The following is a 26,182-nucleotide window of genomic DNA, read 5'->3' as shown; positions in this document are numbered from 1 at the left end:
CCCTACGTAATTTCCAATTGTTAACACAACGTCAAGTTTACACGCCAAATAGTTTTTCCATTAAGCGGCCGAATCCATTTTTCGTTTCGCGATCGTCCCGCTCCACATCCACGTCGTGGTCGTGGTCGTTTGGCATCGTGCCGTCCGGTTTCGTGACGGTCACGCGCTCTTCCGGCTTTTCAAGTCGTGACTTCGAGACGTGATGATCGCTCATAAGCACGTACTTGAGGACGCCGACTGCGGTCGCGTATTTCGGGTGTCTGACGCCAATCGACGAAGGCTGATACAGTCTCGTCGTTTGACCCATAACACGAGTCGCCAATTCTTGGATGCCAGGTAAAGCAGCGGCCCCACCGCAGAGGAGATATCCTCCACTGAGCGTCGGGACGCCTACCTTTTGCACTCTATTCAACACAAGTGTAAACATTTCCTCTATTCTTGCCTCTAAAACATAACTAATTTCTGCTTGCGGTTCGAACGTGACTTCTCCGTTAATGTTCGTGAACGAGAAGCCCTCGGATGCGTCGGCCATTTCTTCAAGGGCGAGTCCGTATTCTTCTTTCGCCACTTTGGCGTCCTGGTATTTACAGTTGAGCTTGTAAACCAAGTCGCGTGTCATATGATCGCCTCCGACAGGAAGGATATATGAGTAGACAAGGTCTCCCCGATAGAAGACAGAGACGGTTGTCTTTTCATGTCCGATATCGATCAATCCGATACCAAGATCGATTTCGTCGACAGATGCCGCGCTCATACCGAGTGCCAAGTTGCCGAGGACGAACCCTTCGAGTTTCAGACCCGCTCGTTCGATGGAGCGACGAATGCTATGTAAAATCGTCTTCGAACCAGTTACCATCTTCCCGTGCATCTCTAAACGATAGCCGAGCATTCCCCGAGGATCGACGACACCTGTCTGTTGATCGACCGTGAATGACGACGGGATCACATCGATGACGCTCATCTCGTCCGGCAAGCGCATGACTTGCGCCGAGTTGATGACTTCGATGACATCTGTATCCGTGATTTCTTGGTCTTCTCGTTTGACCGACGCGATTCCGTGACATGGGGCGATTTGGATATGTTCCCCTTCGATGGCAACATATACCGACCGAATTTGATCACCGAGTGCCGCTTCGGCATGTTCGACGGCTTGTTTGATGGCTTGAACCGTCTTATCGATGTCGACGACGGCGCCACGTTTTACTCCTGCAGACGGGGCACACCCCTCCGCCAAAATGTTAAGCGTTCCCCCGAGTAATTCACCCACGACGAGCTTAATTTCTGACGTTCCTATATCCAATGCGGCCACATAACCATTCGCTTCCAAAAGGGAAACACCTCCGCGCTTTAATTTCTATACTTGAATTCCGTTACATTGTTACAGATATCCAAAAATATTGTTAGGTCCGGCAAGATATCTCACGTCTAAGTTTACAACAAATAAGATAGTGAGAAAAGGTAGAATCCTACAAATTAAGCGGTTTTGGGGTGTCAATTCGATTACAATCGATAAAAAAACAGCCCTTATGTGTCTAAGGACTGTAAAATATCAGATTATTCTTTCGGTTTTTCATACGGGACGAAATAATATCCGCCATCCATGACGACAGTTCCTCGTTGTCCTTTTGGAATGTTTTCATAGATTTCACCGTATTTGGACACGGTTTGACTGAGCTTGAACGTCGGCGTTTGAATCGTGTTGCCGTCGTTCATATAAATCTCATATCGAGTCGATTCCCCGTCTTGTTTCGAGAACACGATTTCCGACATCCGGGCCCGCATCGCGTCATCGACTTGTTCAAGCTCAGTCGCGATTTTCTCGAGTTCCGCTTTGTCCGTGAATTCACGCAAGAGTGGACCGTCCTTTAACTTCTCAGGGTCGGTGATGCCGCCAGTCGGATGAAGCGAGCCATCGGCAAGTACCGCGACTTCTTCTTGATCCGTCCGCGAATACGCGATCATCTTTTCTTCTTCGACATCGATTGTCACGATGTTATACCATGAGCGTTCGACGTCGACATCTTTCACGCCAGGCACGGCGCGGAGTTCTCGTTCAATCTCCTTCGGTGACACTTGAACGATTTTTGTGGACGTATCGATGTCCGTCCCGGCGAGCACGTACTCTTCTGTCAGCCAGGACAGACCGTTCACGTTCACCGCCTTCACGTCAGAGACCGATGTCTGCATATATACGACGAGTGCGATCAGCACCGCGAATAAGATCAAAATGGTCGACAAGCGTCGGTTCGCTTTTTTACGACGCTGATCTTTCATATACGGGATACGGTCTTCTAAACTACGAACGGTGTTCTGACGTGTCTCCATGTCTATTCTCCTTTATCGGCGGACTTCTTCGACGAGGTCGGCGAGTGATTCCGCAGCTTGCGGGAATCCTAGCCGTTTCGATGCTTCTGCCATCTCAGTATGATGTGCCAATACGTGACGGATCGACTTGACGAGTGTCTCGCCCGTCAAGTCTCCTTCTTTGATCAATTCGGCCGCGCCGCTCTCAACGAGGGCTGACGCATTTTTCGTCTGATGATCGGCCGTCACATACGGGCTCGGAATCAAGATGCTCGGTAGACCGAGCGCGGTCAACTCCGAGATTGTCGACGCGCCGGCCCGTGACACGACGAGGCTCGCGCAAGCGAGAAGCTCAGGCATATCGTAGACGTATGGCAAGACATGGACGTTTTCAGCTGTTGGCGCGGTGGCCACGACGTTGTCGTAGTGCACGTTCCCGGTCACGTAGAGCACGTTCACCGGTTCAGCCGCGAGCTCGGGAATAGCTTCGATGACAGCGCGATTGATCGCTTCTGCCCCGCGGCTTCCGCCGTAAATCAAGACGATCGGCCGCTCATCGATCCCGTACTCGGCACGGACGGCCGCCTCATCTACGGTCGTCTTCAACACTTCGCTCCCACGCGGGTTTCCGATGACGCGAACGTTCGCTCCGGGAAACTGCGACTCAGAACCGGCGAACGACAAGGCGACGCGGTCGGCTTTCTTCGAGAGGAACTTGTTCGTCAAGCCCGGGATGCTGTTCTGTTCATGCAAGATGGTCGGAATTCCGAGCTGCTGTGCCGTAAAGACGACCGGTCCTGAGACGAAGCCGCCCGTTCCGATGACGACATCCGGACGAAACGTCTTCATCTCTTTACGTAACGTGAGGACGGATTGAATGAACCAATACGCCGTCTTGATGTTGTCTAGCGATAGAGAACGTTTTAGTCCGGCAATCCGGATCGATTTGAACGGGACCCCCGCCCGTGGAACGAGGTCAGCCTCGAGACCGTTCTCAGTCCCGATATAAAGCACCTCGAGCTTCGGGTGCCTCGCTTTGAGTGTGTCGAGAAGAGCGAGTGCCGGGTAGATATGTCCACCCGTCCCTCCACCAGAAATCATAACTTTCATCGATTGGCCTCCTCATATGCATTCACGAGTCGGACGAAATGTTCGCCGCGCTCTTCGAATGTCTTATATTGATCCCAACTTGCACAAGCCGGCGATAATAAGATCACGTCATCAGTCGCCGACTGTTCGAACGCGAGCGGGACCGCCGCTTCGAGCGTAGCGACCGCGAACGACGGAATCTGCTCGGCCTCACCTAACGACTTGAACCGCTCCGCCGTCTCGCCGTAAGCGACAATCGCTTTGACCCGGCCGAGCGCCGGAACGAGAGAAGTGAGGTCGGCACCACGTTCGAGTCCTCCGCACACCCAGACGATCGGGGCCTCGAAACCGTTCAATGCGGCTTCGGCGGCCACGTTGTTCGTCGCTTTCGAGTCGTTATACACCCGGCGGCCGAGCACTCGCCCGAGGCTCTCTGTACGGTGGGCCACTCCGCCGAACGTCTGAAGGACGCGTTCGATGTGTGCTCGCGGAATGTCGAACGGTTCGACGAGCAACAAGGCTGCCAACACGTTCTCGACGTTATGGGCCCCACCAAGGGCAAGGTCCTCGACGCGGATGACCGGTTCTCCATGAAGCGTGATCCAGCCGTCCACTACGTGTGCGTCTCCACTGTCGTAACCGAACGTTGAGGCGGGAAGACCGGACGGGACACGTTTCATCACTTCCGTGTCGCTGCCTTTGACGACGACACGGTCTGCGGCCGTCATGTTCCGGAACAAGTTTCCTTTGGCATCGGCATACGAGTCAAAGTCGCCGTGGTAATCCAAATGCGCCGGTGACAAGTTCAACAGTGCCGCCGCTTGCGGATGGAACTGTTCGACGCCCATCAGTTGGAAGCTCGACAGCTCGATGACGATGACGTCACCCTGCTTCGCTTTCGATGCCACTTCGATGGCCGGGAAACCGATATTCCCTGCCACATGCACCGGACGACTTCCCCCTTTGAGCAATTCGTGGACGAGCGTCGTCGTCGTCGTCTTCCCGTTCGAACCGGTGATGGCGACGAACGTGGCATCGGTCGCCAAGTAGGCGAGCTCCACTTCTGTATAGATCGGGATGTTCCGCTCAAGCGCTGCTTGGAGGAGCGGGATGTGATACGGGATACCCGGGTTTTTGACGATCATGTCCGTCGTGTCGAGCAATTCGAGCGGATGGGAACCGAAGACGCCGTTGATGCCGAGCGCTTCGATTTTCATCCGTTCTTCCGTTGACGGTTCGCTCCCGGTATTGATGGTCACGTTCGCGCCGACATTTCTTAAGTAAGCGGCAGCGGCGATGCCGCTCCGTGCCGCGCCGAGTACGAGGACTCGTTTATCGTTCCACTGTTGTTGCATGTCTTCCACCATCCATTACATGAGTAGTAACGACAAGACTGCCGTGATCAAACTAATTCCACCGAACGTCAAGACGATGCGCCATTCTGACCAACCGACCATTTCGAAATGGTGATGAATCGGGCTCATCTTAAAGATTCGTTTGCCCGTCGTCTTGAACGAGAGCACTTGCAAGATGACGCTGAGCGTCTCGATGACAAAGATGATACCGACAAAGACGAGCAACAACTCGAGCTTGAGCATGAGGGCGAGACCCGCGACCGCACCGCCGAGGGCGAGCGACCCCGTGTCGCCCATGAAGATTTTTGCCGGGTATTTATTGAAGACGAGGAAACCGAGCAAGGCGCCGACGGCACTGAAGGCGAACCAAGCGATTCCGGCTTCGTCTTGCCCGAGGGCATAGATGCCGAAGAAGGCGAACGCCGGGATGGCCGAGAACGAGACGAGACCGTCGAGACCGTCCGTCAAGTTGACCGCGTTCGAGAAACCGACAAGCCAGAAGATGACGATGGCCACATAGAACCAACCCGTTTCAAACGCGATCGAGGTGAACGGGATTTGAATCGTCGTGTCGAGCTCCCCACCGAGTGAGAGGAACCAGACGAACAGGACGGAGACGACGATTTGACCGATCAATTTCTGGAGCGATGTCAAACCGAGGTTACGTTTGTTGACGACTTTGATGTAGTCGTCAAGGAAGCCGATCACACCGAAGGCGAGTGTCACGAACAAGAGCGTCCCGAATCCGGCGACGGCTTCTCCGAAGACGACCGAGACGAGGAATCCGATGATGAGGGCGAGCAAGATGACGATGCCTCCCATCGTCGGAGTGCCTGATTTCTTTTGATGCCAACCCGGACCTTCGTCACGGATTTCTTGGCCAAACTTTAAGTTACGCAGTGCCGGGATGGCCCGCGGCATGACGACCAATACGGTCAATAATGAACTGATTAAGACGATTAAACTGATTAGCATGTTCGTACCTCACTACTCTCTTTATTGAACTAAGCGCTCAAGCGCCAGTCCTCGCGATGCTTTTAACAATATCACAGTCTGGGGGCGTTGATAACTGCCGAGAAGCACTTTCGCTTCCTCGACGGTCGGCACCGTTGTCACGTTCACACGCGGGTCGGTAATGCCGTTCGCAATCCATTTCGCCTTCTCTCCGATGAGCACGCAATCCGTGACCGGGGCCGTGATGACACGGCCGACACTTTCGTGTTGCGTGACTTCATCTGCGCCAAGTTCATACATGTCCCCGAGGACGAGGACACGTCGCGTGAACCCTTCAAGTGTTTTCATCGTCTCGATGGCGGCGATCATCGAGGTCGGGCTGGCGTTATAGGCATCATTGATCAAGTGCGCATCACCGAACATCCGCTTCTCCATCCGCATCGATGTCAACTGGACCCGATCGAGTCCGCGTTGGATCGTATCGTGTCCCAATCCGAACTTGAGACCGCAAGCGATCGCATAGGCGGCGTTGCGGATTTGATGGGCGCCGAGCACTTTCAATTCATATAACTCGTTGTTGTAACGGAAAATCGAAGCATCGAACGTCGCCTCCACGACCTCGAGCTTCCCGTCAGCCGTCGCCTCATAACCGACGCGGTACCCGCCTGCTTCACTGAGGAGCGGCTCGTCGGCATCGACGATCAGGACGCCATCCGGTTTCAGACCGGCTTTGATCTCGAGTTTCGCCTTGGCGATCCCTTCGCGTCCCCCGACTTGTTCTCCGTGCGACTCTCCGATATTCGTGACGAAAGCGATATCCGGTTTAGCGAGCTTCGACAACAATTCAATTTGACCGAATCCGTTCATCCCCATCTCGAGGACGGCGACTTCCGTATCGCGTGGCATCCGTAACACGGTGAGCGGCAAGCCGACATCCGAGTTGAAATTGCCTGCCGTCTTGTGTGTCTTGAACGTCTCGCCGAGCACGACGGCGATCATGTCTTTCGTCGAGGTCTTTCCGTTCGATCCGGTGATGGCGACGACTTTTGGATCAATCTCTGCCAAGTAGCGGGCTGCCGCCTCTTGAAGCGCCTGAAGCGGCGATGCGACCGGAATGGCGACAATCCCTTCCGGCAACGGCCGGTCTTGCTCCCAAAACGTCACGATCGCACCTTGTTTGACGGCAGCCTCGATATAATCGTGTCCATCGACACGCGCCCCGATGATTGGGACGAACAAGCCGTCGGCGTTATCGTCTCGCGAGTCGGTTGCGACGTGGCGCACCTCACGCGTATCGTCTGTCTTCATGCCGAACCAAGATGCGAGTGTTTGTATCGTCAACTGTTCCATAACCATTTCCTCCTGTGACAAAGGAAAAGAGAGCCGAGGCCCTCTTCATCCCTTTGCGTTAGTTCGACGGTGACCGGAGCTTCACTTTTAACGTCGCCCCGGTCTTGACGGGCTTGCCTTTCCCAATCGACTGGGACGTGACGAAGCCGGTACCGTCTATTTCTAAATTCAATTGGTAAAGCGTCGCCAACCGTTTCACATCACGGAGCGACCAGCCTTTCAAGACCGGCATCGTGAACGACTCATCCGTCTTCAACAGCAAGCGCTCGCCGACGACGTACGGTTGACCCTCGACCGGACTTTGCGCGATGACCGTTTCGCCACTGCCGAGTGACACCGGTGTGAATGCCGCCGCCTTGGCTGCCTTCACCGCCTCGTCACGGCCTTGCCCGACGAATGACTCTGTCGTCTTCGTCGACGCATCGATCGTCTTCGCCTGTTTGTCTGGCTCGACACTCCGGTAACGGAGCGCGACGTCCATCACGTCTTTGAACAGCGGTGCCATGATGCGTGGTCCCGTCGTCGACGAGTCGCTGTTCGGACGGTCGACGGCGATATACATGACGAGTTCTGGATCGTCCTCCGGCGCCATGCCGACGAACGAATGGATATATTGTCCACTCAAATACTTCCCGTTCTCCGCGATTTGCGCGGTCCCGGTTTTCCCGATGACGCGGTAGTTGTCAAGGGCGTACAATTGCCCCGTCCCCACGTCACTGTTGACGACGCCGTCAAGTGCTTCCCGCGTCTGCTTCGCCGCTTCGGCCGTGATCGGTTGCCCGACGACTTTCGGATTCGTCGTCCGAATCGTCTCGCCCGTCTCACGGTTCACGACTTTTTTAATGACATGAGGTTGCTTCATCGTCCCATCGGTCGCGATGGCCGACGTCGCTTGCAAGATTTGCATTGGCGTGACGGCCGTCGATTGACCCCATGCTGTGATCAAGACGTTGAGCGGGCTCTCGAAATCGAACTGGCTGTTGACCTCGCCCGGTAAATCGACGCCCGTGCGTTGGTCGAACTTGAACGCTTTGAAATAATCCTCGTAGCGACTGAGTCCGAGCCGTTCGTTCGCCAATATCGAAAAGGCGACGTTCGACGAGTGCCAGACGCCTTCTACCATAGGAATCGTACCCCATCCGGTAATGTTGTAATCATTGAATACGGTCTTGCCATACTTATATGAACCCGACTTGTACAGTTCGTTCGGGTTGTAGACACCTTCGTTGATGGCAGCGGCCAACGTGAAGATCTTCATCGTCGACCCCGGCTCGAAGCGGGACGATACCGAGAAGTTGCTGTATGAGCTGATTTCACGCGTGTTCGGATCGAATGACGGGCGATCCGACAAGGCGATGATTTCGCCGGTCTTCGGGTCCATAATGATCGCCGTCGCGTTCTTCGGCTTGTACTCTTTATACAGTTCCTCCATCTTCGTATCGAGCAGCTGTTGAATGCGGTGATCGATCGTCAGTTGGACGTCCGCCCCATCTTCCGGGTCAACCTTCAATTGCTCGTCACTCGAGACGAGTTGACGGCCGGCCAAATCTTTCTCGAACCGATACAGCCCATACGACTCGCTCAAGACGTCATTGAGTGACTTTTCAATCCCGAGTTCTCCGACGAGTTCGATCCGCCCATTCTGGTCAATCTTTTGGGCGTATCCGACGACGCTTGATGCGAACACTTTGTTCGGATAATAGCGTTTCGGTTCTTCGACGAACGTGATCCCGGGAATCTTGAACGTTTCAATCTCTTCTTTTTGTTCGACCGTCAAATCACGACCCGGCACGCCGAACTCGATTTGCCCACGGTCTTTGTTTTGCTCGAGCCGTTTCAAGATGTCACCTTCCGTCATCGGAAGCACGGTCGCAAGTTGCTTCGCGGCCTCAGGAAACGCTTCGGGCATGAGCGTCTTGTTTTCTACCCGCTCGCCGCCGAGCTTCAACACGGCCACGACTCGATACGACGGGATGTTGATGGCGATTGGTTGTCCGAACCGATCAAAAATCTCGCCCCGCTCCGCTTTTAACGTACTGACCGCTTTCCAGCGTTCTTCCTCGGCGAAGGCGAGCATGTTTTCCCCTTTGTACGTCTGGAAGACGGACAAATAAAGGAACCAACCGACAAAAAATAAAAAGAGTGGTGTGAAGCAAACAATCGCCACCCACGCCACTCTTTTTTTACTCTGTTGTAGAGAATTCATCAGTCAATCACCTTGACGTTGTTCTCATTGAATTGCATTCCGAGCTTTTCAGCAATCGCATAGATTCTCTCAGGTGAGCTTAGTTGGGCGATCTCATACTTCAATTCTTCATTCTCTTTCGCGATCGTGTTCGTCTCTTGTGTGATCAGAGCCGTGTCGCGCATGATGTTGTACGCTTCGTTATGTTTCGATACCGTGATGCCACCGAACAAGACAACTGAACAGATCATGGTCGGGTACAGGATGGATTCGAACAAAGTCAACGTACGTCGTTTTGGAGCTGGTATTGGTCGTTCTTGCGGAATCGGATTGCGATTCGGCGAAACTTGAGGCTGCAAAGCCTTGCGAGCAGCTTCTGGCATCAGGTATCCCTCCTACGTACAGTCTATTTTTGTTTTTCTGCGACCCGAAGCTTGGCTGAACGGGCCCGGCGGTTGTCTTCAAGTTCAACGTCCCCGGCCGTGATCGGCTTGCGCGTGATCAACTTCAACTCGGGTTCAAACTCTTTCGGGATGACCGGCAATCCTGGTGGTAACGGCGGATGCTGGCTTCTCTCTTTGAAGACTTGCTTACAAATCCGATCTTCTAACGAGTGGAACGTGATGACACAAATCCGTCCACCGATGGCGAGTAGATCGATCGCGTCTTGGACAGCGCGGTCGAACACGTTCAATTCATCGTTGACGGCGATGCGGATCGCCTGGAACGTTCGTTTCGCAGGGTGTCCGCCTTTTCGTCGTGCCGGCGCCGGAATTGCGTCTTTGATCAACTCGACGAGTTCAAACGTCGTCTCAATCGGCTTGACGGCACGGGCTTGCTCGATCTTGCGGGCGATCTGTTTCGAGAATTTCTCTTCCCCGTATGTAAAGAAGATGCGGGCAAGGTCCCCGAACGGCCATTCGTTGACGACATGGTAAGCCGATAGCTCACGCGAACGGTCCATGCGCATATCTAACGGCGCGTCGTAATTGTAGCTAAAGCCACGTTCGGCCTCATCGAGCTGCGGCGAAGACACGCCAAGGTCAAACAATACCCCATCGACCTGGGTGATTCCCCGTGCCAGCAGTTCATCTTTCAAATGGACGAAGTTGCTTTTAATGAACGTAACCCGGTCCTCATATGGAGCCAACCGCTCACTCGCGTGCTTGAGCGCGACGTCGTCTTGGTCAAAGGCGTACAGATGGCCTGTCGTCAAACGCTTGACTATCTCTTCGCTGTGACCGGCTCCTCCTAACGTACAATCGACATAAATCCCGTCTGGCTTAATATTCAATCCCTCAATGGACTCCATTTTTAAAACCGTTTCATGCTCAAACATACAAAAACCCTCTCAACCTACATTTTTCAACTATTTTATTACGTTTACTTTATCATAAAAATGTCAAGCGCCGCATAGGTTTTTAGCGAAAAGAGGAAACAAAAAGGTAACAAACAAAAAAGATTCCCTGATTGCTCAGGGAACCATCAAAAAACATTGGTATTTATTTTACAGTTTAACGAGACATCGCTCCGATTCAGACTGTTCGTAGGCGGCAAATAGCCGTTTGAACACATCGAGGCCATGACGATTCAAGAGCGGTACCATCGACCAGATCCGCTCTTGTGGCGCATCCATCGGTAAGAGCCTTGTCGACAGATGAATCCGCCGACTGTTCAACCGATATTGGTCACGTTTCGCCTCGGCCCGCATCTCGTCAGCGAGCCGATCAAGTACGTGTCGCGCCTTGGCGTCAAATCGATGGCCCCGCTTCCCGGCTTCGCGACCGAGCGCTTCCGTGAGCGTTCGATAGGCGTAAAGACTCTGGTCGAACGCCTCGTCATCGAACGTATGGTCCGGCAACGGGTTCGTCAAGTAATCGACGAGCGTCACGCCTTCTTGGGCAAGCTTCTTCTCATCGTTCGTCGAAACGAGGACGGCCCCGAGCCGTGGGATGAGGAGCGGCATGTTCCAACCAAAGAGATGGAACAGCGGGCGCAACTGAAGCCAGTAGGCGATTTCCCCCGGACCGGCGATATAAGCGAGCGTCGGGAACAAGAAGTCTTGCATGAGCGGACGTGACACGACGTTGTTCGAGAACCGCTCCGGGTGCTCCTCGACTTGTTGCAGCAATTCGGCCTCGGTGAATCGATGGCCTCGTTTCGTCGTGAACACCCCGTCTTGTTTCGTCAACAACTCGCGTGTGCCGTCGTGATAGAACAGATGGGCCGCGTCCCGGTTCAAGTCGACGTGTGGCATGCCATCCTCGAACGCCTCTCGTAGCGCCGTGTTCAGACGATCGTGTTCACGAATCAACCGCTTGAATGCGTCGCGCTCGAGCGCCCGGACTTCCGGTTGGTGCGGGTCGAACAGGATGAAGTCTTCTCCGACGAACCGGCGCATCGTCCGCCCGAAAAATTCGGCGAACGAATGGCTCGCTTGGAGCACGGCGACGAGCTCATGATAAAGTGTCGTCGTGTATGGCGTCTCCGTCTCTGATAACAGCACACGCTGTAGCATTTGCACGAGCTCAATTTTCAGTCGATCGAATTCTAACTCCCCGATCGATGCCTTGCCGGCGAGCGGGACCGTCGATAGCGCCTCTTTACGCAATTGACGCGACAACGGTTGGCTCACGAACACGTGGTTGATTTCCGCATAGTCGTGATCCTCGGTCGCCATCCAAAAAATCGGGATGACCGGTTTGTTCAGTTTCGCTTCTGCCTGTTTGGCTTTTTTGATCACGGTCAACAGTTTATACACCGCGAACAACGGACCACCGAATACCCCGACTTGCTGTCCGGTCACCATCGTCAACGCCTCACCTCGAGCCAACGCGTCGAGCTTTGATTCGAGCGCGGGAGACATCGGACCGTGGACGGTTTGTTGGTCTCGCAATATAGTTACAAGCGCGGGCAAATGCGTGAACGAACGTCCGGTCAGTTCGTCAGCCCTCGCCTCGAGTTCGTCCATCCCTTTATAGTCCAGCCATTTCGAATAGCCTGTCTCCACCTGCATCATCGGAGACGACGGGGCGTACATGGCATCTAGCGACTCTATCCTCACGTATAACGACTTCCTTTCAAACGATTAATACATCATCTCGCGTGCGATGCCGATCGTGAACAAGACGAAGTGGGCCGGGACGAGCAACAAAAACAATAGGCGCCACCCGTGCACGAACATCTTCGAATAGACGACATCCTCATGACGCACCCGTTGCCAAATGGCGTTGGCAGGGAAGATGGCGGCACAGACGGCGAGCAGCAGCCAGAACACATCGACCCCGGCAATCGCCTCGAGCAAAATCCCACACGCATAGAACCATAGGACCACGCCGGCATCACAGACGAGTTTGAACGTATTAACCGATTTCGGCATAATTTTTCTAAGTATCATATACACCATAAACCAAATGACGAGTGGAAATGAAACGATATACACTAGCACGATACGCTCGCTCCTAAAATTAATTTTTGTAGGACGGGAATGACGGTCAACGTGATACCTCGCTCGTCGGCCCGTTTCAACAGCGGTGTCAAGATGGCGTCGACCTCGGTCTGGCGCCCTGCTTCGATGTCACGTAACATGGAAGACCGGTTATGGGCCGTTTTTTCAATGATGGTCTCGATATATGTATACGGCACGTGACGATCGAACAATGTGGACAATTCCGCATAAACGGCATCGGCGATATCACGGCAAGGCGGCGAAGCGACCGCACCATTTTCGACACGACAGAGCGCTGTGATCGGATTGATGATCGCGTTCGCGAATAGCTTCTCGGTGACGACTTGCTCGATGTCTGTTTCCCAGACGACATCGAGTGGAGATGCGTTGAACGACATCTCTTCGAGCGAGCCGATGCTGCCAATCCGGATGCGTCCGAGCCCGGTATGCTGGAGCCGGTCGCCGTCGCGGCTCACGCCATGTTCGACCACGCCGAGATGAAACCCTCGTTTCCGTGCGTAGTCGAGATGGGCGATCCCGTTCGAACAGACGAAGACGGGTACGTCCCCTGACAATCGTTCCGTCGCCGCCTCGACCTGGTGTGCTTTCGTCGTCACAAAAAAAACGTCCTGCTCCGACTCGACGAGTGTCGTCACCGGACAAAGGCTTACATGAGCCGTTCCCTGCGTGACGCCGATTCGTTCGATCGTCACGGTCGTCACCTCGTCGACACGGCCATAGAGCGTCACCGTATAATCCGGTTCGAACAGCGAAGCCATCAGCATGCCGACGGCGCCGTTCCCGATAATCCCAATTCGTTTAATCGGCTTCATTGCCATCCCTCCACGTCTAGTCTGCACTCAAAAGTTTACCACAATCTGTTTCCACGACCCAAAAAGAAAAAAAGAAGCGATCTCCGAGGAGACCGCTTCTTTTCGCATTATTTGCTTGTTACTTCTTTACCGTTGTAGTGTCCGCAAGATTTGCATACACGGTGAGAAAGCTTCATTTCGCCACAGTTCGGGCACTCGTTCATACCAGGTACGTTGAGTTTGAAGTGAGTACGACGAAGACGTTTGCGAGTTTTCGACGTTCTACGGAATGGTACTGCCATCGTTGTCCACCTCCTTGAAAAGTTAGCCGTTCTCGTCCTCTTTTTTAGAGAACAAGTCGGCGAGGCCCGCGAGGCGCGGGTCAATTTTTGGTTGGTCGTCCGGCTGCTCGTCAATGACGGACCAGCCTTCCCCTTCAACCTGAGTTTTGTCTGTTTCGTTCCCGAAAACTTGCATCGGGACGTCTAACATGATGAGCTCTCTTACGATTGGTCGCAGATCAATCGTATTTCCTTCTGGCAAATTGACATCATCGAATTGCTCCGTATAACGCCCATTCTCCAAAAAGAAAGGCTCGAGCGATTCAATATCAAATTCATAGATGACATCGTCCAACGTACGCGCATCTGGCAACGTCAGGTCACCTTGAACCTTCAAATTGAATGTAACTTGATTAGATGTGAACGACGCATCCCCGTGCACATGCACCGGGCGAATCGAACGGATATCCGGATGGAGCTGAGTAAGCTCTGGTAGTTCGACCATCTCATCGATGGCAAAACTGTCACCCTGGTTTCGTAGCTTAAGTAGCTGTGCAATAGACCACTTCATCCGAATCACCTCAATTGCAACAATATGAATTATAGATAGGCCAACTTGTTTTGTCAATGTTTTTTCTTTACACTAAAATCAGTTGACGACGGCGCTTTGCCAAAGCGTACTTATCCATCTTACACCAATCCAATCGACAATGCAAAGGAGTAATTTTATGCGAAAAACGGCCATCATCGCTGAGTACAACCCGTTCCATAACGGGCATCTCCATCAAGCTGAACGAGCACGGATCGAAACGGGCGCCGATGCCGTCATCGCCGTCATGAGCGCCCAGTTCACCCAACGCGGGGAACCGGCGGCGTTCGACAAATGGAGCCGCGCGAAAGCGGCCGTCCAGACGGGCGCGATTGACCTCGTCGTGGAACTGCCGACCCGTTACGGGGTACAACGTGCCGACCGGTTCGCAAGCGCCGCTGTCGCCATCGCCGAACGCATGCAGTGCCAAACGCTGTCGTTCGGAAGTGAGAGCGGAGACATCACAGCCGTGAAACGGGCCGCGGCCGCAAACATCGAGGCGACGCCAGCTTATCAGACGGCACTAAAAGAAGCGCTTGACCAAGGACGATCCTCGGCCAAAGCGTCGAGTGAGGCGTTCGGTGCGCTCTATCCCGATTTCGACTTGACGCTCCCGAACAATATCCTCGCCTATCACTACGCGAAAGCGGCGACGACGATCGAGCTCCATACGATTCGTCGCCTCGGTGCGGGATACCATGACCCAAGCGTCTCAGACGTCATGTCGGCCACGGGGGTGCGCGGCCACTACTTGGAGACAGGTATGGTCCGGGCCGTCCCTGACGCCACGAGAGCCCTGTTTGCGGACGTGTCGATGGCACACTGGTCACTCTATTGGCCCGTCTTGCAGTACAAGTTACGGACCACCCCGAAAGACGTGCTCGACCAACTTGTCGGCATCGACAGTTCGTTATCACCGCGTTTGATTCAAGCCGGTCTCGAGCCGACGTTCGAGCAGGCGCTCGCTCGACTGTTGACGAGACGCTACACTCGGACCGCCATTCAACGTGCTCTCGTCTCTGTGCTCGTCCATTGGCGCCGCGATGAGCTGCCAGAGCGTTTCGATGAGGTGCCTTACGTCCGCCCGCTCGCGTTCAACGCGATTGGACGAACCGTGTTGAAAGGCATAAAAAAAGACGTACCGCTCATGAGCAAGTACCATCCTGACCTTGCGTTCGAGGCTCGAGTGACCGAGGCGTATCGCCTTCCTCTCGGAAATCGGTCACTCGTCGAACACGTACAAACCCCTCAATTCATTGACTCCAAATAATCGATGGCCTCCTCGACCGTCTTGACCGGAACGACTTTGATGTCACTGTCTAGGCGGTCGAGCGATTCCATCGCCTCATCGTAATTTGATCCGTCCGGCACGAAGAAAACCGACGCACCGGCCCGGTCGGCGGCGACGATTTTTTGCCACGCCCCGCCGATCGGTCCCACGGTCCCGGTCTCATCGACCGTGCCGGTACCGGCGATCACAGCCCCGCCCGTCAAATCACCCGGTGTCAACTGATCAAAGATTTCAAGCGTGAACATAAGACCGGCCGAAGGTCCTCCGACGTTCGTCAGTTCGAACGAGACTTCCGGGACTGTGCGCACGTCTTGAATCGGTAACGGTTCATAAATCCCGAGACCGACCCGGTCGCCGGTCCGGTCGAGCGGCTGGATAAGCGTATCGACCTCAAGCTCCCGTTCATCCCGTTCGAGCGTGACGGACACTTCATCGCCGGCTTCGAACGAAGCGACACGTTCGATGAAGTCGAGACGCGACGCGAACGACTGGCCGTCGATGGCGGTGATCACGTCACCCGGTTTCAAGACGTTCGCCGCGAGCGACCCGCTGATTGGGGCGGAGACATACATCCCTTCGAACGAAACCGTCACGTCGGCGTCCGCCAACTCATAGGCGTATTGAATCGCCGCCTGCTGGGACGATGCCATCAACAGTTCTTGTCTTCGCTCGTAGTCTGCTTCCCCTTCTCCCTCATACAAGTATCGACTGGCCGGGCTGGCATCGGTGAACGGCGTGAACCAACTGCCGACGAGCCAAAGCGGAGTCGCCCGACGTTGCGAGATGGTCACCATCTGTAGCTCGCCGGCTTCTTTGTCCCCGCCTTCGACCGTCATGAATTCTTCAATCGTCGTTGCTTCCCCCGGGTAGGTGATGTAATACGGGAGCGGCACAAACAAGAAAATCAAGACGGCCACGAGCAACCCGAAGCCGATTTTGAGCGACTTCATTGCCCTTGGCTCACTTTATACTTTTGACGCAAGGCGTGCTCGACTTGTTCAGGGACGAGTTCAGCGACGGACGCCCCGTATTTGGCGACTTCTTTCACGATTGACGAGCTTAGGAACGAATATTGGCTGTTTGTCATCATAAAGAGCGTCTCCACGTTCTCATTCAACTTTTTATTGATGGATGCGATTTGAAGTTCATATTCAAAATCAGAGACGGCCCGCAGCCCACGGACGATCGTTGCCGCCTCACGCTTCGCTGCATATTCGACGAGCAATCCCCCAAACGCGTCGGCGGTGACGTTCGGCAAATGCGTCGTCACTTCACGGATGAGCGACAGGCGCTCTTCTACATTAAACAGTGGTGCCTTGCTCGAATTTTCGAGCACGGCGACGATGACTTCGTCGAAGATGGCTGCCGCCCGCTCGATGATATCTAAATGGCCGTTCGTAATCGGGTCAAAGCTCCCCGGGCAAATCGCGATACGTTTTGACATGTTCTCACTCCTCGGTCGCCGCATACTCGTAGAAGCTGATCGTGATCACGTCCGAGTAGCGCTGCACCTTGATTTTTTCCAACTGCCCGACCTGATCCGGTAACGTCACATCGCTGCCATGTTCGCAGACGACGACCCCGTTGTCCGTCAATAGTCGGTTCGACTCAATGATGTGTAAAAACGGCACATGTTCTTCCGCATGATATGGCGGATCCATAAAAATCAATTTAAACGGCTGTCCTTTTAAGACGAGTTGGTCGAGGACCGACCGGGCGTCTTGTTGCAACACCGTCGCTTTTGACTCATAGTGTGTCGTCTTCAAATTGTCTGTGACCGTCTGGATCGCCTTTCGTTGCTTGTCGACGAACACGGCATGGTCACATCCCCGTGACAACGCCTCAATCCCTAACCCGCCGCTCCCGGCGTATAGGTCAAGCGCATCTCCCCCGGCGAAATAAGGGCCAATGATGTTGAATAATGATTCTTTCACTTTATCTGTCGTCGGTCGTGTCGCCGACCCCGGGACCGCCTTGAGTCGGGTCCCTTTTCGTTCTCCTGAAATCACTCGCATCTCCGTTCTCCTTCACCACAAAAGATGAAGGCGGTGCCGCCTTCATCTTTGTGTTATTTCTGCTTCGATTCGTACGTCTCCGCGACGAACGGCCGCTCACTGCGGACGACCGCTTCGACGAACGGCAACGCGCTCACTTGTTCGACAATCGCCTCATGTCCATCGAGGTCGGTATACAAGAAGGCGTACTTCTCCCGCTTTGACACGTAATACAGGTTCGCATAGCGACGCAACGCCTTCACTTGCTTCAACGATTGGACGTAGACGACGAACCCGATTCGACCATTCAACTCAAACGTCTCAGATGGCACATCCACAGCTTCCGCCTCCACAACTTCCTCCGCCTGAACATCCGCCTTCATCGAAGAACGGGTTTCCGGTCGGGACTTTGATTTTTGGAGAAACCGAGAAGGCCAACAGCTCACTCACTTCCCCGAGCAGTTTATCTAAACTGCGTTCCGCTTTTTTAAATGCGGCCACTTCTGGCTGGACATCGAGACGCCGTTTGACGAGATGCATCTCTTTTTTAATGCGATCGTGGTCCGGGTGATGTTTCCCGAACCGCTGTACGTACTCGTAATCTTCTTTCATCCGCAAGAACTCACGTTCCACGAGGCGCGCTTCCTCCGATTGGGCTCGCGCTTGTTTCGTGGCGATATATGTTTGGAACGACTCGCTCGCTTCAATCAAATCGGCTAACGATTCCGTTTGATCGAGCAGGGCGATCGTCTGTTCAGTAATAATCATGGCTTTCACCCTTTCTGCCATGATTTTAACACATTTGATTCCCTCTGTAAGCAATCGGCTTTATAATTGAACGTGACTGTCAAGCGTCCAACCAGAAAGGAAGTGAACAGGTGCATCCGTGCACCTCGCTATGAAAAAAGTCTCATTTAACATGATTCGTTCGGCCGGCATCAAGACCGACTATGCGAAACCTGAATATTATTACGACCAGCTCGATAAAGTAAGAGCGGCCGACCTCGTCTTGTTCCCTGAATATTGGATGGTCAACTCGATCATCTACGGACTGAATAAACCGATTTTCCCGTCGCCGGCCACGTATCACCTCGGGCACGATAAGATTGAGATGACGCGCGCCTTCAAGGCGACGTTCCCGCACCGCATCCCGAAGACGCTCATCTACGGGAAAAACCCTTACACGATTGAGCGCGTCTTGGAAGAGTTCGAGTACCCGTTCGTCGCCAAGACGGCCAAGTCGTCGATGGGACAAGGCGTCTGGCTCATCAAGCATGAACAGGACTGGCTCGAATACGTCGACAAGCACGAGACGTTCTACGTCCAGCAATACATCCCGAATGACCGCGACCTGCGGATCATCGTCATCGGTGAAGAAGTCGTCGGTTCGTACTGGCGCGTCAGCGAAGCGTTCTTGAACAACGTCGCCCAAGGTGCCCACTTCTCGTATGACGACATCCCGGAAGACGTCGTCGCGGAAGTGCTCGACATCGCCAAGACGCTTCACATCAATCACGCTGCCTTCGACGTCATCGTCGCGGACGGTGAATTTTACATTTTAGAGTTCAACGTCTTCTTCGGGTCGGAAGGGCTCCTGCCGCTCGGTGTGAGGCTTACAGACAAGATTGCCCACTACCTCGACACCCAGGCTTGAGGCGTTCATCTTTTTTTCACAATTTGAACACACATTATTCCAAGAACGTTTTCGAATATGATATGATGACATATGAGGTTTATTAGGGAAAAGGGGGATTATGATGAAATTTGAGCAGTTCCACATCGAGGGAAAAGAGATCCGCTTCGGTTTGCTCGAGACGATCATGGATCATCATCATTTCATCCGTGAAGGCGCTTGGGACTATGAGCGTGCAACGTATGACATGAAGTACGAGAAACAATCGACAGGCGAGACGTTCTACCTTCGCTTACCGGTATATGCGATTGAAGGACAAATCGAGGACCGTCATGCGGTCGTTAAAATGTTGACACCGATTCTCGGAAAACATTACTACCCGCACGGCGTCGAGTACGACGAAGAGTTCCCGGAAGAAATCGTCCGTGATTGCGAGCGTCGTCTTGCCGCACTCGCTGAGACACTCGAAGTAAAACCCCTTGCATAAGCGAAGGGGTTTTTCTTTTGTGCGCTCAAAAAAATGGAGAACCCGGCTGGGGTTCTCCATTTTTTATACTCCGATGACGTTGAGCGTCACATCGACCTGTCCGAGCAACAAGTCGAACTGATCGCGCACATACCGATACAGGCGTTCAGCCTCGACGAGCGAGACGGGTGCGATGATTTGATAATCGTATTGCTCTTTCGACAGAGACACGACTTTCACTTCACGCAATCCGAATTCGATCGCGCTGCAAGCGATCAAATCCTCGATCGCCCGTTCGGCAATCGTCACATCTCCGTAGGAATAATCATTTCCGATGACAGCCATCGTATCATTCATCTTCTTCACTCCTTTTCTGCCGCGAGTACTAACACGTCCTCCATAATGGTTTCGATGTCGACAGGTTTTTCTCCTGCCGTCGCCATTTGGGCGACCGCGCGCACGTCATGCTTGCGATCGATGATATACATCGTCGTCGCATGCGTGACGAGGCCACTGTTCGCTTTCGAATAGTAGAACTGAAGCTGACGCGTGATACGGTCGATATCGGCTTTGTCTCCGGTCAACATCTTCCAGCCCGTCGGTTCGGCTTGGAACGCCGCCCCGTAGTTCTCTAAGACGGGGACCGTATCGACTTCCGGGTCGACCGTGATGGCGACGAGTTCAACGTCCGTCCCGTATAGATCGTTCGCTTTCAGCTCTTGCTCGAGCTTCATGAAGTCGCGCAACGTGAGCGGACAAATGTCCGGGCAGTTCGTGTAAAAGAACGTGACGATTTTAACTTTACCGTTGTCCGAATTGTACGACTGACCGTCGAGCGCGTTCGTCAACGTGAACGGGGTCGGCTCTTGGATGACGGGCAAGTCCTCTTCTTTAAAGAATAAGAAGTACGAGGCCACGCCGATTGCCACCAAAATGGCGACCGTCAAACCGACCGTCATATAGCTATTCCGTTTCATCCTCTTCCCCCTCTCTCGATTCACCCACCGATAATGGCACGGAAGACGTTCGTCGTCTCACCTGGGTCATAGGCGACGTAGAGGAGAACGTATACCGTCACCCCTGTGATCGCCGTGAAGAACCAGACGACCGAAGCTTTCGGTCCGATTTTCCGGTGTTTCTCGACTTTGTTTTTATAGCCGAGGTAAAGCGTGATCAAGCCGAGGACCCCGCCTGTCGTCGCGAGTAAGATATGGAAGATCATGAACGCCAAATAGTATGGCTTCACTGAATCAGGTCCGCCGAAAGCGGTATTGCCGACAAAAATCGTACGCGAGACGTAAAGAATGAAGAATGTTGTCGCGGCAATCGCGGCAGCCGTCATGACTTTTTTATGTTTGTCGACGTTGCGACGATCACGCGCGATGATCGTCCATCCGATTGCGACTAAAATAGCACTAATGACAATGAATGTCACACTGATCAAGGCAAGATAGTTCATCGTAGTTTCCCCTTTGACTTAGTTCATTTTTTCTCTTTTGGTTCTTGCGGTGTGAACGACATGCCTTCATCGAGCGCAAGCGATTTTGTCCGGCGCACCCAGCCGAAGAACGTCCAGCCGAAGAAGAAACCGTAGACAACTTCTTGACCGAGCTTCATCAATACCCCACCGAAGCGTTGGTCTTCAAGGGCGCTGTTCGTCGCGCCCATGAGCGCGTTCAAATCAAGGCCGGATACGTCCCCGTTCGGCATACAGTAGCCGAGCACGGTCGCAAACGTTTCTGCGTCTGTATAGGCGTCATACAAGATGCCTTGGCTGAAGATGATAAACGCACACGCCGGTGTCAACAACACCCCGTTCGCGATGATGTATACCATCCGCTTCAAATCAGACATGCCTTCCTCTTCTTCCGAGATAAACGGTGCGATGACCGGATACCACATCGTCAAACTGAAGACGACGAGAGCGCCGTGGAAGATGCGGTGCACACCATAGTTCGTCAACACGTAGTCAAAAATGAATGGCATATGGTAGAACGTGAATAATGCATTGAACAAAACGAGTGCGATCAAAGGTTTTGTCATAAATTTGAGCGTCGGCCCAATCACCTTATAGCTAAATAATTTTTCAAACACCCAATATGGCATCCCGTACACGACGAGCGCCGGTGCGAGCACGTAGACGAGCACCATCTGCAACATATGCACCGAGAAGATGATATGCGCGAGCACATCGACCGGGCTACCGAAACCGATGTAATACAATAAAATAGCGGATAACATGCTGAACTTTTGTAGCAACGTGGTCGACTCGTACCCTCGCTTCGCCACGCTCTCTGTGACGACCGCATAGAGGACGTACAACCCTACCATCAACAATCCGAACCATGGACTCCAAAGCGTCGTCCAATCGAACTGTTTGAGTAGCTCTGATGTATTCCAGAGCATCCCTTCACCCCTTTTCTTTCTCTCCCAGACCGATGAAACCGTTCACTTCAAGATTACTATTCCTTTATTTTTGAAGTAAAGCAAAAAGGACTGAATCATCTATGTTTCCACAGATGTTCAATCCTTTGTCACATTTACCAAATGAGCAAGCGAAGGGCCGCGACCGTGATGATGGCGACAAAGATGCCGAGCCACATCATTCCGACGATCCACGTGTTGCCACGGTTGTTCATATGCATGAAGATATAAAGCTGCAAGAACACTTGGATGATGGCGAGGATGATCAAGAAGCCACCTGCCGCCCACACCGGCATGAGTTCAGCGTATACGGCGCCGAACGCGACGAATGTGAGCAAAATCATCATCGCGAAGCTAATCAACTGAAGTTGATACTCGCGTCTTGATTCGGCTTTTACTTCAAGCTCTAACTGTTTGTGCGTTTCGTTCATTGGTTGTTTTTCCATATTAGCTCACCATCCCTAAGAGGTAGACGATTGAGAAGATGAAAACCCATACGACGTCGATGAAGTGCCAGTACAGGCTCGACACGTAGAACTTCGGTGCGTTGTACACATCGATTGGACGGTTCCAGTTGCGAATCAACAGCGTCGTGATCCAAAGGAGACCGAACGTGACGTGTGCGCCGTGGAATCCGACGAGCGTATAGAACGCAGATCCGAACGCGCTCGATGTGAACGTGTGACCGATGTGGTAGTAGTGGATGAACTCATAAATCTCTGCTCCAAGGAATCCAGCCCCGAGGAGAAGCGTGACGACCAACCAAAACTTCATGCGGCCTGGATTGTTCGCTTTCATGTTCATCATGGCGAGAACACTTGTGAGCGAACTTGTGAGGAGGAGCATCGTCATCAAGAAGACGAGCCCCATCTCAAAGATATTGTACGAACGAAGTTCCTCTGGCGCACCAGAGTTCAGTAGACCGACGTACGTTCCGAATAGCGAGGCGAAGAGAACAGTCTCTCCACCGAGGAAGAACCAGAAGGCCACATATTTATTTTTCCCTTCCAGCGTGGCTTTCTCTGGATTGGCCGGAATACCGGTCACCGGGTGTTTTTCGACTGCATGTGCCATTTATTGGTCTCCTTTCTCACGAATCGCTTTCAAATCCGCTTCAATCTGTGATTTTGGAATATAGAAGCCATGGTCGTCGATCCATGAACGGAGGAACATCGACACGAATGTGATGAGTAATCCAATCACGATGAGTGACCAACCGACAACCGCGTTATCCATTTGGAAGATCGCTCCAAGTCCGGCGATGAAAAGACCGAGTGACATGAAGAATGGAATCAACGAGTTGTTCGGCATGTGGATGTCTGCTACCGGTTCAGCAACAGAGACCCGTTTGTTGCCCGCCATTTTCTCGAGCCAGAACGTATCGAGACCTTTGACAAGCGGTGTTTGTGCAAAGTTGTACTCTGGTGTCGGTACAGGAAGCGTCCACTCCAATGTACGTCCATCTTCCCAGTGGTCTGGCTTGACGCGTTGTTTCGACAAGAATGCCTTGACAACAGCGACGAGCAAGATGATTGTCGATACACCCATGAAGAAGGCACCGATCGTCGACAGTAAGTTCATCGTCTCAAACCCTTGGTTAGGAAGGTATGTGAAGACGCGGCGTGGCATCCCGAACAATCCGAGGAAGTGTTGCGGGAAGAACGTCAAGTGGAACCCGATGAAGAACAACCAGAACTGCCAGTAGCCAAGCTTCTCAGAGAGCGCTTTGCCGAACATGAGCGGGAACCAGTAATAAAGTCCTGCGAATAGACCATAGACAACCCCACCTACGATAACGTAGTGGAAGTGAGCGACAACAAAGTAACTATCGTGATACTGATAGTCGGCCGGTGCGACCGAAAGCATGACCCCTGTCATCCCCCCGACGAGGAACGATGGAATGAATGCGACCGAGTAGAGCATCGCGACGTTGAACTTGATTTGTCCGCCCCATAGCGTGAACAACCAGTTGAAGATTTTGACCCCTGTCGGAACGGCGATGGCCATTGTGGCGACAGCGAAGATCGAGTTGGCGACCGGTCCGAGACCGACCGTGAACATGTGGTGGACCCAAACCATGAATCCGAGGAAACCGATGAGCATCGTTGCGAAGACCATCGTTGTGTAACCGAACAGACGTTTACGAGCGAATGTCGGAATGATTTCCGAGAAAATACCGAACGCAGGGAGTATCAAGATGTATACTTCCGGGTGTCCGAAGATCCAGAAAAGGTGTTCCCAGATGACGACGTTACCGCCGGCTGCCGGATCAAAGTAGACGGCACCGAACAAGCGCTCGAACATCAACATGAACAAGCCGACTGTGAGCGGCGGGAACGCGAAGACGATCAACGCCGAAGCGACGAACGTCGTCCACGTGAAGAGCGGCATCCGCATGAGTTTCATGCCTGGTGCACGCATGTTCAAAATCGTGACGAGGAAGTTAATCCCGGCCATGAGTGAACCGAAACCTGAGATTTGAAGACCGAGGGCGTAGAAGTCGACCCCTGATGCTTCAGGTTGTGTCGAGAGCGGCGCGTACGCCGTCCACCCTGCGTTCGGTGCAGCGCCGAAGAACCAGCTAAGGTTCAGCATGACACCACCGAAGAAGAACAACCAGAAACCAAGTGAGTTAATGAACGGGAACGCGACGTCGCGTGCCCCGATTTGTAGCGGTACGACGGCGTTCATAAATCCGAATAGCATCGGCATGGCCGCTAGGAAGATCATCGTCGTCCCGTGCATCGTGATCAATTGGTTGAACGTTTCGCCGCTGACGAAGTCGTTCATCGGACGAACGAGTTGCCAGCGAATAAGTAAAGCTTCAATTCCACCGAGAAGGAGGAAGAAGATTCCTGAGAACAAATACAAAATACCGATTTTTTTGTGGTCAACCGTCGTAACCCAATCCATGATGCCATTGTATTTACGCGGTTGCTGCATAGCAGTGGTCTGTGCCACGTGAAATCCCCCTTTTCCCGTTAGTCAATCTTCTGATCGTACAAGAAGTCAACGAGTGCATCTAACTCTTCATCACTGATTTGGCCTTCACCGAAGCCAGGCATGAGCGCGCCTTGTTTCAATTCTTGTGGGTCGCGAATCCATTCTTTCAACTTCTCTTCGTTGTTTTCGAGGTAGCCCGCCAACCATTCGCGATCACCAAAGTTCGTCAAGCTCGGCGCGACTTTCCCGCCACCGTGACAGCTCAAGCAGCTCTCGACGTACACGGCTTCGCCTGTCGTCAAGTTTTGGTTATCTGCAACGAGGTTTTCTGTGTTTGCGTCCTGCTGTGCTTTCATGTCTTCGAGCCATTGGTCGTACTCTTCTTGCTCGAGTGCGATGACTTTGAAGTCCATGAGTGCGTGTGAAGGTCCGCAAAGCTCGGCACATTTCCCGTAGAACGTACCTGGTTCATTTGCATGCAACCACATTTCGTTATCAAGGCCTGGGTTCGTATCCGTCTTACCTGACAAGGCCGGTACCCAGAACGAGTGAATGACGTCTTTCGATGTCAAGTTGATGCCGACACGCTTACCGACTGGGATGACGAGTTCTTGACCCGTGACCACGCCTGCGTTCGGATATTCAAATTCCCACCAGTAAAGGTTGGCCGTGACATTGATTTCTTCTTCTTTTTTCGCTTCTTTCGCTTTCGCGAGCTCGACTGTCGTCGTGATCGTCGGAACAGCGAGAATGATCAATAAAATGATTGGAACGACTGTCCAAATCATCTCAAGCGTGCTGCTTCCTTCGACTTGCTTCGGAATCGATTCATCTTTCCGGCGGAATTTCATGAGCACGTACACGTAAATAATCGTTACGATGACAAGTACAAAGAGCATGATTGCCAAACTGATGAGAATGATGCGAAGCTGAATCTCAGCTCCCTCTCCCATCGGCTTCAATGCAGACAATCCCTCTACGCCGCACCCTGATAACAGTAGTGCGAACATCATCATCGGGACGATGCCAAACAGAAGCTTCTTAAATGATTTCACAACAATCCC

Annotated in this window: 30 protein-coding genes; 3 read left to right on the top strand and 27 right to left on the bottom strand. The window is 53.0% G+C overall.

Annotated features, from left to right (window positions below; genetic code table 11):
• Positions 1–37: 37 nt before the first annotated feature.
• The 14 genes from ftsA to KNP79_RS00810 form a co-directional block, all read right to left on the bottom strand.
• A complete protein-coding gene (gene ftsA / locus KNP79_RS00875; RefSeq protein WP_034777079.1) occupies positions 38–1,327 on the bottom strand; it encodes a cell division protein FtsA in 1,290 nt (429 codons plus the stop codon).
• Between the two features lie 227 nt (positions 1,328–1,554).
• The gene (locus KNP79_RS00870) at positions 1,555–2,325 is read right to left on the bottom strand and encodes a cell division protein FtsQ/DivIB (protein WP_215190879.1); all 771 of its coding nucleotides are present in this window, start codon (positions 2,323–2,325) and stop codon (positions 1,555–1,557) included.
• Between the two features lie 12 nt (positions 2,326–2,337).
• Positions 2,338–3,414 carry an undecaprenyldiphospho-muramoylpentapeptide beta-N-acetylglucosaminyltransferase gene (gene murG, locus KNP79_RS00865; protein ID WP_215190878.1) on the bottom strand — a complete coding sequence of 359 codons (1,077 nt, stop codon included), beginning with the start codon at positions 3,412–3,414 and terminating at the stop codon, positions 2,338–2,340.
• Positions 3,411–4,748, bottom strand: coding sequence for a UDP-N-acetylmuramoyl-L-alanine--D-glutamate ligase (gene murD, locus KNP79_RS00860; protein WP_251128222.1), 1,338 nt, complete (start codon positions 4,746–4,748; stop codon positions 3,411–3,413). Before murD ends, murG begins: the two co-directional genes overlap by 4 nt.
• A gap of 15 nt (positions 4,749–4,763) precedes the next feature.
• A complete protein-coding gene (mraY, locus tag KNP79_RS00855) occupies positions 4,764–5,723 on the bottom strand; it encodes a phospho-N-acetylmuramoyl-pentapeptide-transferase (protein ID WP_215190877.1) in 960 nt (319 codons plus the stop codon).
• Between the two features lie 21 nt (positions 5,724–5,744).
• Positions 5,745–7,052, bottom strand: a complete 1,308-nt coding sequence (locus KNP79_RS00850) for a UDP-N-acetylmuramoyl-tripeptide--D-alanyl-D-alanine ligase (protein WP_251132837.1) — start codon at positions 7,050–7,052, stop codon at positions 5,745–5,747.
• 58 nt (positions 7,053–7,110) lie between these two features.
• Positions 7,111–9,219 carry a penicillin-binding transpeptidase domain-containing protein gene (locus KNP79_RS00845; RefSeq protein WP_371743390.1) on the bottom strand — a complete coding sequence of 703 codons (2,109 nt, stop codon included), beginning with the start codon at positions 9,217–9,219 and terminating at the stop codon, positions 7,111–7,113.
• 38 nt (positions 9,220–9,257) lie between these two features.
• Positions 9,258–9,620 carry a cell division protein FtsL gene (gene ftsL / locus KNP79_RS00840; protein ID WP_251126243.1) on the bottom strand — a complete coding sequence of 121 codons (363 nt, stop codon included), beginning with the start codon at positions 9,618–9,620 and terminating at the stop codon, positions 9,258–9,260.
• Positions 9,621–9,643: 23 nt separating this feature from the next.
• Positions 9,644–10,576: a 16S rRNA (cytosine(1402)-N(4))-methyltransferase RsmH gene (gene rsmH, locus KNP79_RS00835; protein ID WP_034777067.1), complete on the bottom strand. Its 933-nt coding sequence runs from the start codon at positions 10,574–10,576 to the stop codon at positions 9,644–9,646.
• A gap of 168 nt (positions 10,577–10,744) precedes the next feature.
• On the bottom strand, positions 10,745–12,256 hold the full coding sequence (gene bshC, locus KNP79_RS00830) for a bacillithiol biosynthesis cysteine-adding enzyme BshC (protein WP_215190875.1): 1,512 nt from the start codon (positions 12,254–12,256) through the stop codon (positions 10,745–10,747).
• A 69-nt stretch (positions 12,257–12,325) separates the two neighbouring features.
• The gene (locus tag KNP79_RS00825; RefSeq protein WP_371743397.1) at positions 12,326–12,679 is read right to left on the bottom strand and encodes a DUF3397 domain-containing protein; all 354 of its coding nucleotides are present in this window, start codon (positions 12,677–12,679) and stop codon (positions 12,326–12,328) included.
• The gene (locus KNP79_RS00820) at positions 12,679–13,518 is read right to left on the bottom strand and encodes a 2-dehydropantoate 2-reductase (RefSeq protein ID WP_215190873.1); all 840 of its coding nucleotides are present in this window, start codon (positions 13,516–13,518) and stop codon (positions 12,679–12,681) included. Before KNP79_RS00820 ends, KNP79_RS00825 begins: the two co-directional genes overlap by 1 nt.
• A 107-nt stretch (positions 13,519–13,625) precedes the next feature.
• Complete coding sequence (gene rpmF, locus KNP79_RS00815) at positions 13,626–13,799, bottom strand: 50S ribosomal protein L32 (RefSeq protein WP_015881300.1); 174 nt, start codon at positions 13,797–13,799, stop codon at positions 13,626–13,628.
• Between the two features lie 22 nt (positions 13,800–13,821).
• Positions 13,822–14,349 carry a YceD family protein gene (locus tag KNP79_RS00810; protein ID WP_034777064.1) on the bottom strand — a complete coding sequence of 176 codons (528 nt, stop codon included), beginning with the start codon at positions 14,347–14,349 and terminating at the stop codon, positions 13,822–13,824.
• A 157-nt stretch (positions 14,350–14,506) separates the two neighbouring features.
• Between KNP79_RS00810 and KNP79_RS00805 the strand changes: the two genes are divergently transcribed.
• On the top strand, positions 14,507–15,637 hold the full coding sequence (locus KNP79_RS00805) for a tRNA(Met) cytidine acetate ligase (RefSeq protein WP_214707388.1): 1,131 nt from the start codon (positions 14,507–14,509) through the stop codon (positions 15,635–15,637).
• Here the strand turns inward: KNP79_RS00805 and KNP79_RS00800 are convergent.
• From KNP79_RS00800 to KNP79_RS00780, 5 genes are read right to left on the bottom strand one after another with little or no spacing between them, the layout of a single operon-like run.
• Positions 15,616–16,608 (bottom strand): SepM family pheromone-processing serine protease, encoded by a 993-nt coding sequence (locus KNP79_RS00800; protein WP_215190872.1) that lies wholly within the window; start codon positions 16,606–16,608, stop codon positions 15,616–15,618. The genes KNP79_RS00805 and KNP79_RS00800 overlap by 22 nt on opposite strands.
• Entirely contained in the window at positions 16,605–17,102 is a 498-nt protein-coding gene (gene coaD / locus KNP79_RS00795; protein WP_034777061.1) for a pantetheine-phosphate adenylyltransferase, read from the bottom strand. The genes KNP79_RS00800 and coaD overlap by 4 nt, the downstream gene beginning before the upstream one ends.
• 4 nt (positions 17,103–17,106) lie before the next feature.
• Positions 17,107–17,673, bottom strand: coding sequence for a 16S rRNA (guanine(966)-N(2))-methyltransferase RsmD (gene rsmD, locus KNP79_RS00790; RefSeq protein ID WP_034777060.1), 567 nt, complete (start codon positions 17,671–17,673; stop codon positions 17,107–17,109).
• Positions 17,674–17,726: 53 nt separating this feature from the next.
• Entirely contained in the window at positions 17,727–17,990 is a 264-nt protein-coding gene (locus KNP79_RS00785; protein ID WP_371743388.1) for a DUF2129 domain-containing protein, read from the bottom strand.
• A complete protein-coding gene (locus tag KNP79_RS00780; RefSeq protein WP_034777059.1) occupies positions 17,974–18,420 on the bottom strand; it encodes a YlbF/YmcA family competence regulator in 447 nt (148 codons plus the stop codon). The genes KNP79_RS00785 and KNP79_RS00780 overlap by 17 nt, the downstream gene beginning before the upstream one ends.
• A 130-nt stretch (positions 18,421–18,550) precedes the next feature.
• On the opposite strand from KNP79_RS00780, the gene KNP79_RS00775 reads away from it, so the two are divergent.
• Positions 18,551–19,306, top strand: a complete 756-nt coding sequence (locus tag KNP79_RS00775; RefSeq protein ID WP_128122771.1) for an ATP-grasp domain-containing protein — start codon at positions 18,551–18,553, stop codon at positions 19,304–19,306.
• Between the two features lie 103 nt (positions 19,307–19,409).
• Positions 19,410–19,772: a YugN family protein gene (locus tag KNP79_RS00770; protein ID WP_021067026.1), complete on the top strand. Its 363-nt coding sequence runs from the start codon at positions 19,410–19,412 to the stop codon at positions 19,770–19,772.
• A 63-nt stretch (positions 19,773–19,835) separates the two neighbouring features.
• On the opposite strand, the gene KNP79_RS00765 is transcribed toward KNP79_RS00770, so the two are convergent.
• From KNP79_RS00765 to coxB, 8 genes are all read right to left on the bottom strand, one after another.
• On the bottom strand, positions 19,836–20,108 hold the full coding sequence (locus KNP79_RS00765) for a hypothetical protein (protein ID WP_128122992.1): 273 nt from the start codon (positions 20,106–20,108) through the stop codon (positions 19,836–19,838).
• A 5-nt stretch (positions 20,109–20,113) separates the two neighbouring features.
• A complete protein-coding gene (locus KNP79_RS00760) occupies positions 20,114–20,728 on the bottom strand; it encodes an SCO family protein (protein ID WP_034777051.1) in 615 nt (204 codons plus the stop codon).
• A 20-nt stretch (positions 20,729–20,748) separates the two neighbouring features.
• Entirely contained in the window at positions 20,749–21,210 is a 462-nt protein-coding gene (locus KNP79_RS00755) for a DUF420 domain-containing protein (RefSeq protein WP_034777049.1), read from the bottom strand.
• A gap of 23 nt (positions 21,211–21,233) precedes the next feature.
• A complete protein-coding gene (locus KNP79_RS00750; protein ID WP_215190870.1) occupies positions 21,234–22,157 on the bottom strand; it encodes a cytochrome c oxidase assembly protein in 924 nt (307 codons plus the stop codon).
• A 134-nt stretch (positions 22,158–22,291) separates the two neighbouring features.
• A complete protein-coding gene (locus tag KNP79_RS00745) occupies positions 22,292–22,621 on the bottom strand; it encodes a cytochrome C oxidase subunit IV family protein (RefSeq protein WP_034777045.1) in 330 nt (109 codons plus the stop codon).
• Between the two features lies 1 nt (position 22,622).
• The gene (locus tag KNP79_RS00740) at positions 22,623–23,249 is read right to left on the bottom strand and encodes a cytochrome (ubi)quinol oxidase subunit III (RefSeq protein ID WP_034777044.1); all 627 of its coding nucleotides are present in this window, start codon (positions 23,247–23,249) and stop codon (positions 22,623–22,625) included.
• On the bottom strand, positions 23,250–25,118 hold the full coding sequence (ctaD, locus tag KNP79_RS00735; protein ID WP_034777043.1) for a cytochrome c oxidase subunit I: 1,869 nt from the start codon (positions 25,116–25,118) through the stop codon (positions 23,250–23,252).
• Between the two features lie 38 nt (positions 25,119–25,156).
• Positions 25,157–26,134 carry a cytochrome c oxidase subunit II gene (coxB, locus tag KNP79_RS00730; RefSeq protein ID WP_052090209.1) on the bottom strand — a complete coding sequence of 326 codons (978 nt, stop codon included), beginning with the start codon at positions 26,132–26,134 and terminating at the stop codon, positions 25,157–25,159.
• Between the last annotated feature and the right edge of the window lie 48 nt (positions 26,135–26,182).

This window comes from Exiguobacterium sp. s7 (assembly GCF_018618195.1).
In the GTDB taxonomy this organism is placed as follows: domain Bacteria; phylum Bacillota; class Bacilli; order Exiguobacteriales; family Exiguobacteriaceae; genus Exiguobacterium; species Exiguobacterium mexicanum_A.
This window is presented reverse-complemented; position numbering and strand designations above follow the sequence as displayed.

Bases quoted from the DNA above. Each gene is read 5' to 3' on its own strand.
- KNP79_RS00870 (WP_215190879.1), bottom strand. From the start codon at position 2,325: ATGGAGACACGTCAGAACACCGTTCGTAGTTTAGAAGACCGTATCCCG.
- murG (WP_215190878.1), bottom strand. From the start codon at position 3,414: ATGAAAGTTATGATTTCTGGTGGAGGGACGGGTGGACATATCTACCCG.
- murD (WP_251128222.1), bottom strand. From the start codon at position 4,748: ATGCAACAACAGTGGAACGATAAACGAGTCCTCGTACTCGGCGCGGCA.
- mraY (WP_215190877.1), bottom strand. From the start codon at position 5,723: ATGCTAATCAGTTTAATCGTCTTAATCAGTTCATTATTGACCGTATTG.
- KNP79_RS00850 (WP_251132837.1), bottom strand. From the start codon at position 7,052: ATGGAACAGTTGACGATACAAACACTCGCATCTTGGTTCGGCATGAAG.
- ftsL (WP_251126243.1), bottom strand. From the start codon at position 9,620: ATGCCAGAAGCTGCTCGCAAGGCTTTGCAGCCTCAAGTTTCGCCGAAT.
- rsmH (WP_034777067.1), bottom strand. From the start codon at position 10,576: ATGTTTGAGCATGAAACGGTTTTAAAAATGGAGTCCATTGAGGGATTG.
- bshC (WP_215190875.1), bottom strand. From the start codon at position 12,256: ATGATGCAGGTGGAGACAGGCTATTCGAAATGGCTGGACTATAAAGGG.
- KNP79_RS00820 (WP_215190873.1), bottom strand. From the start codon at position 13,518: ATGAAGCCGATTAAACGAATTGGGATTATCGGGAACGGCGCCGTCGGC.
- rpmF (WP_015881300.1), bottom strand. From the start codon at position 13,799: ATGGCAGTACCATTCCGTAGAACGTCGAAAACTCGCAAACGTCTTCGT.
- KNP79_RS00810 (WP_034777064.1), bottom strand. From the start codon at position 14,349: ATGAAGTGGTCTATTGCACAGCTACTTAAGCTACGAAACCAGGGTGAC.
- KNP79_RS00805 (WP_214707388.1), top strand. From the start codon at position 14,507: ATGCGAAAAACGGCCATCATCGCTGAGTACAACCCGTTCCATAACGGG.
- KNP79_RS00800 (WP_215190872.1), bottom strand. From the start codon at position 16,608: ATGAAGTCGCTCAAAATCGGCTTCGGGTTGCTCGTGGCCGTCTTGATT.
- coaD (WP_034777061.1), bottom strand. From the start codon at position 17,102: ATGTCAAAACGTATCGCGATTTGCCCGGGGAGCTTTGACCCGATTACG.
- rsmD (WP_034777060.1), bottom strand. From the start codon at position 17,673: ATGCGAGTGATTTCAGGAGAACGAAAAGGGACCCGACTCAAGGCGGTC.
- KNP79_RS00780 (WP_034777059.1), bottom strand. From the start codon at position 18,420: ATGATTATTACTGAACAGACGATCGCCCTGCTCGATCAAACGGAATCG.
- KNP79_RS00775 (WP_128122771.1), top strand. From the start codon at position 18,551: ATGAAAAAAGTCTCATTTAACATGATTCGTTCGGCCGGCATCAAGACC.
- KNP79_RS00770 (WP_021067026.1), top strand. From the start codon at position 19,410: ATGAAATTTGAGCAGTTCCACATCGAGGGAAAAGAGATCCGCTTCGGT.
- KNP79_RS00765 (WP_128122992.1), bottom strand. From the start codon at position 20,108: ATGAATGATACGATGGCTGTCATCGGAAATGATTATTCCTACGGAGAT.
- KNP79_RS00760 (WP_034777051.1), bottom strand. From the start codon at position 20,728: ATGAAACGGAATAGCTATATGACGGTCGGTTTGACGGTCGCCATTTTG.
- KNP79_RS00755 (WP_034777049.1), bottom strand. From the start codon at position 21,210: ATGAACTATCTTGCCTTGATCAGTGTGACATTCATTGTCATTAGTGCT.
- KNP79_RS00750 (WP_215190870.1), bottom strand. From the start codon at position 22,157: ATGCTCTGGAATACATCAGAGCTACTCAAACAGTTCGATTGGACGACG.
- KNP79_RS00745 (WP_034777045.1), bottom strand. From the start codon at position 22,621: ATGGAAAAACAACCAATGAACGAAACGCACAAACAGTTAGAGCTTGAA.
- KNP79_RS00740 (WP_034777044.1), bottom strand. From the start codon at position 23,249: ATGGCACATGCAGTCGAAAAACACCCGGTGACCGGTATTCCGGCCAAT.
- ctaD (WP_034777043.1), bottom strand. From the start codon at position 25,118: ATGCAGCAACCGCGTAAATACAATGGCATCATGGATTGGGTTACGACG.
- coxB (WP_052090209.1), bottom strand. From the start codon at position 26,134: ATGATGATGTTCGCACTACTGTTATCAGGGTGCGGCGTAGAGGGATTG.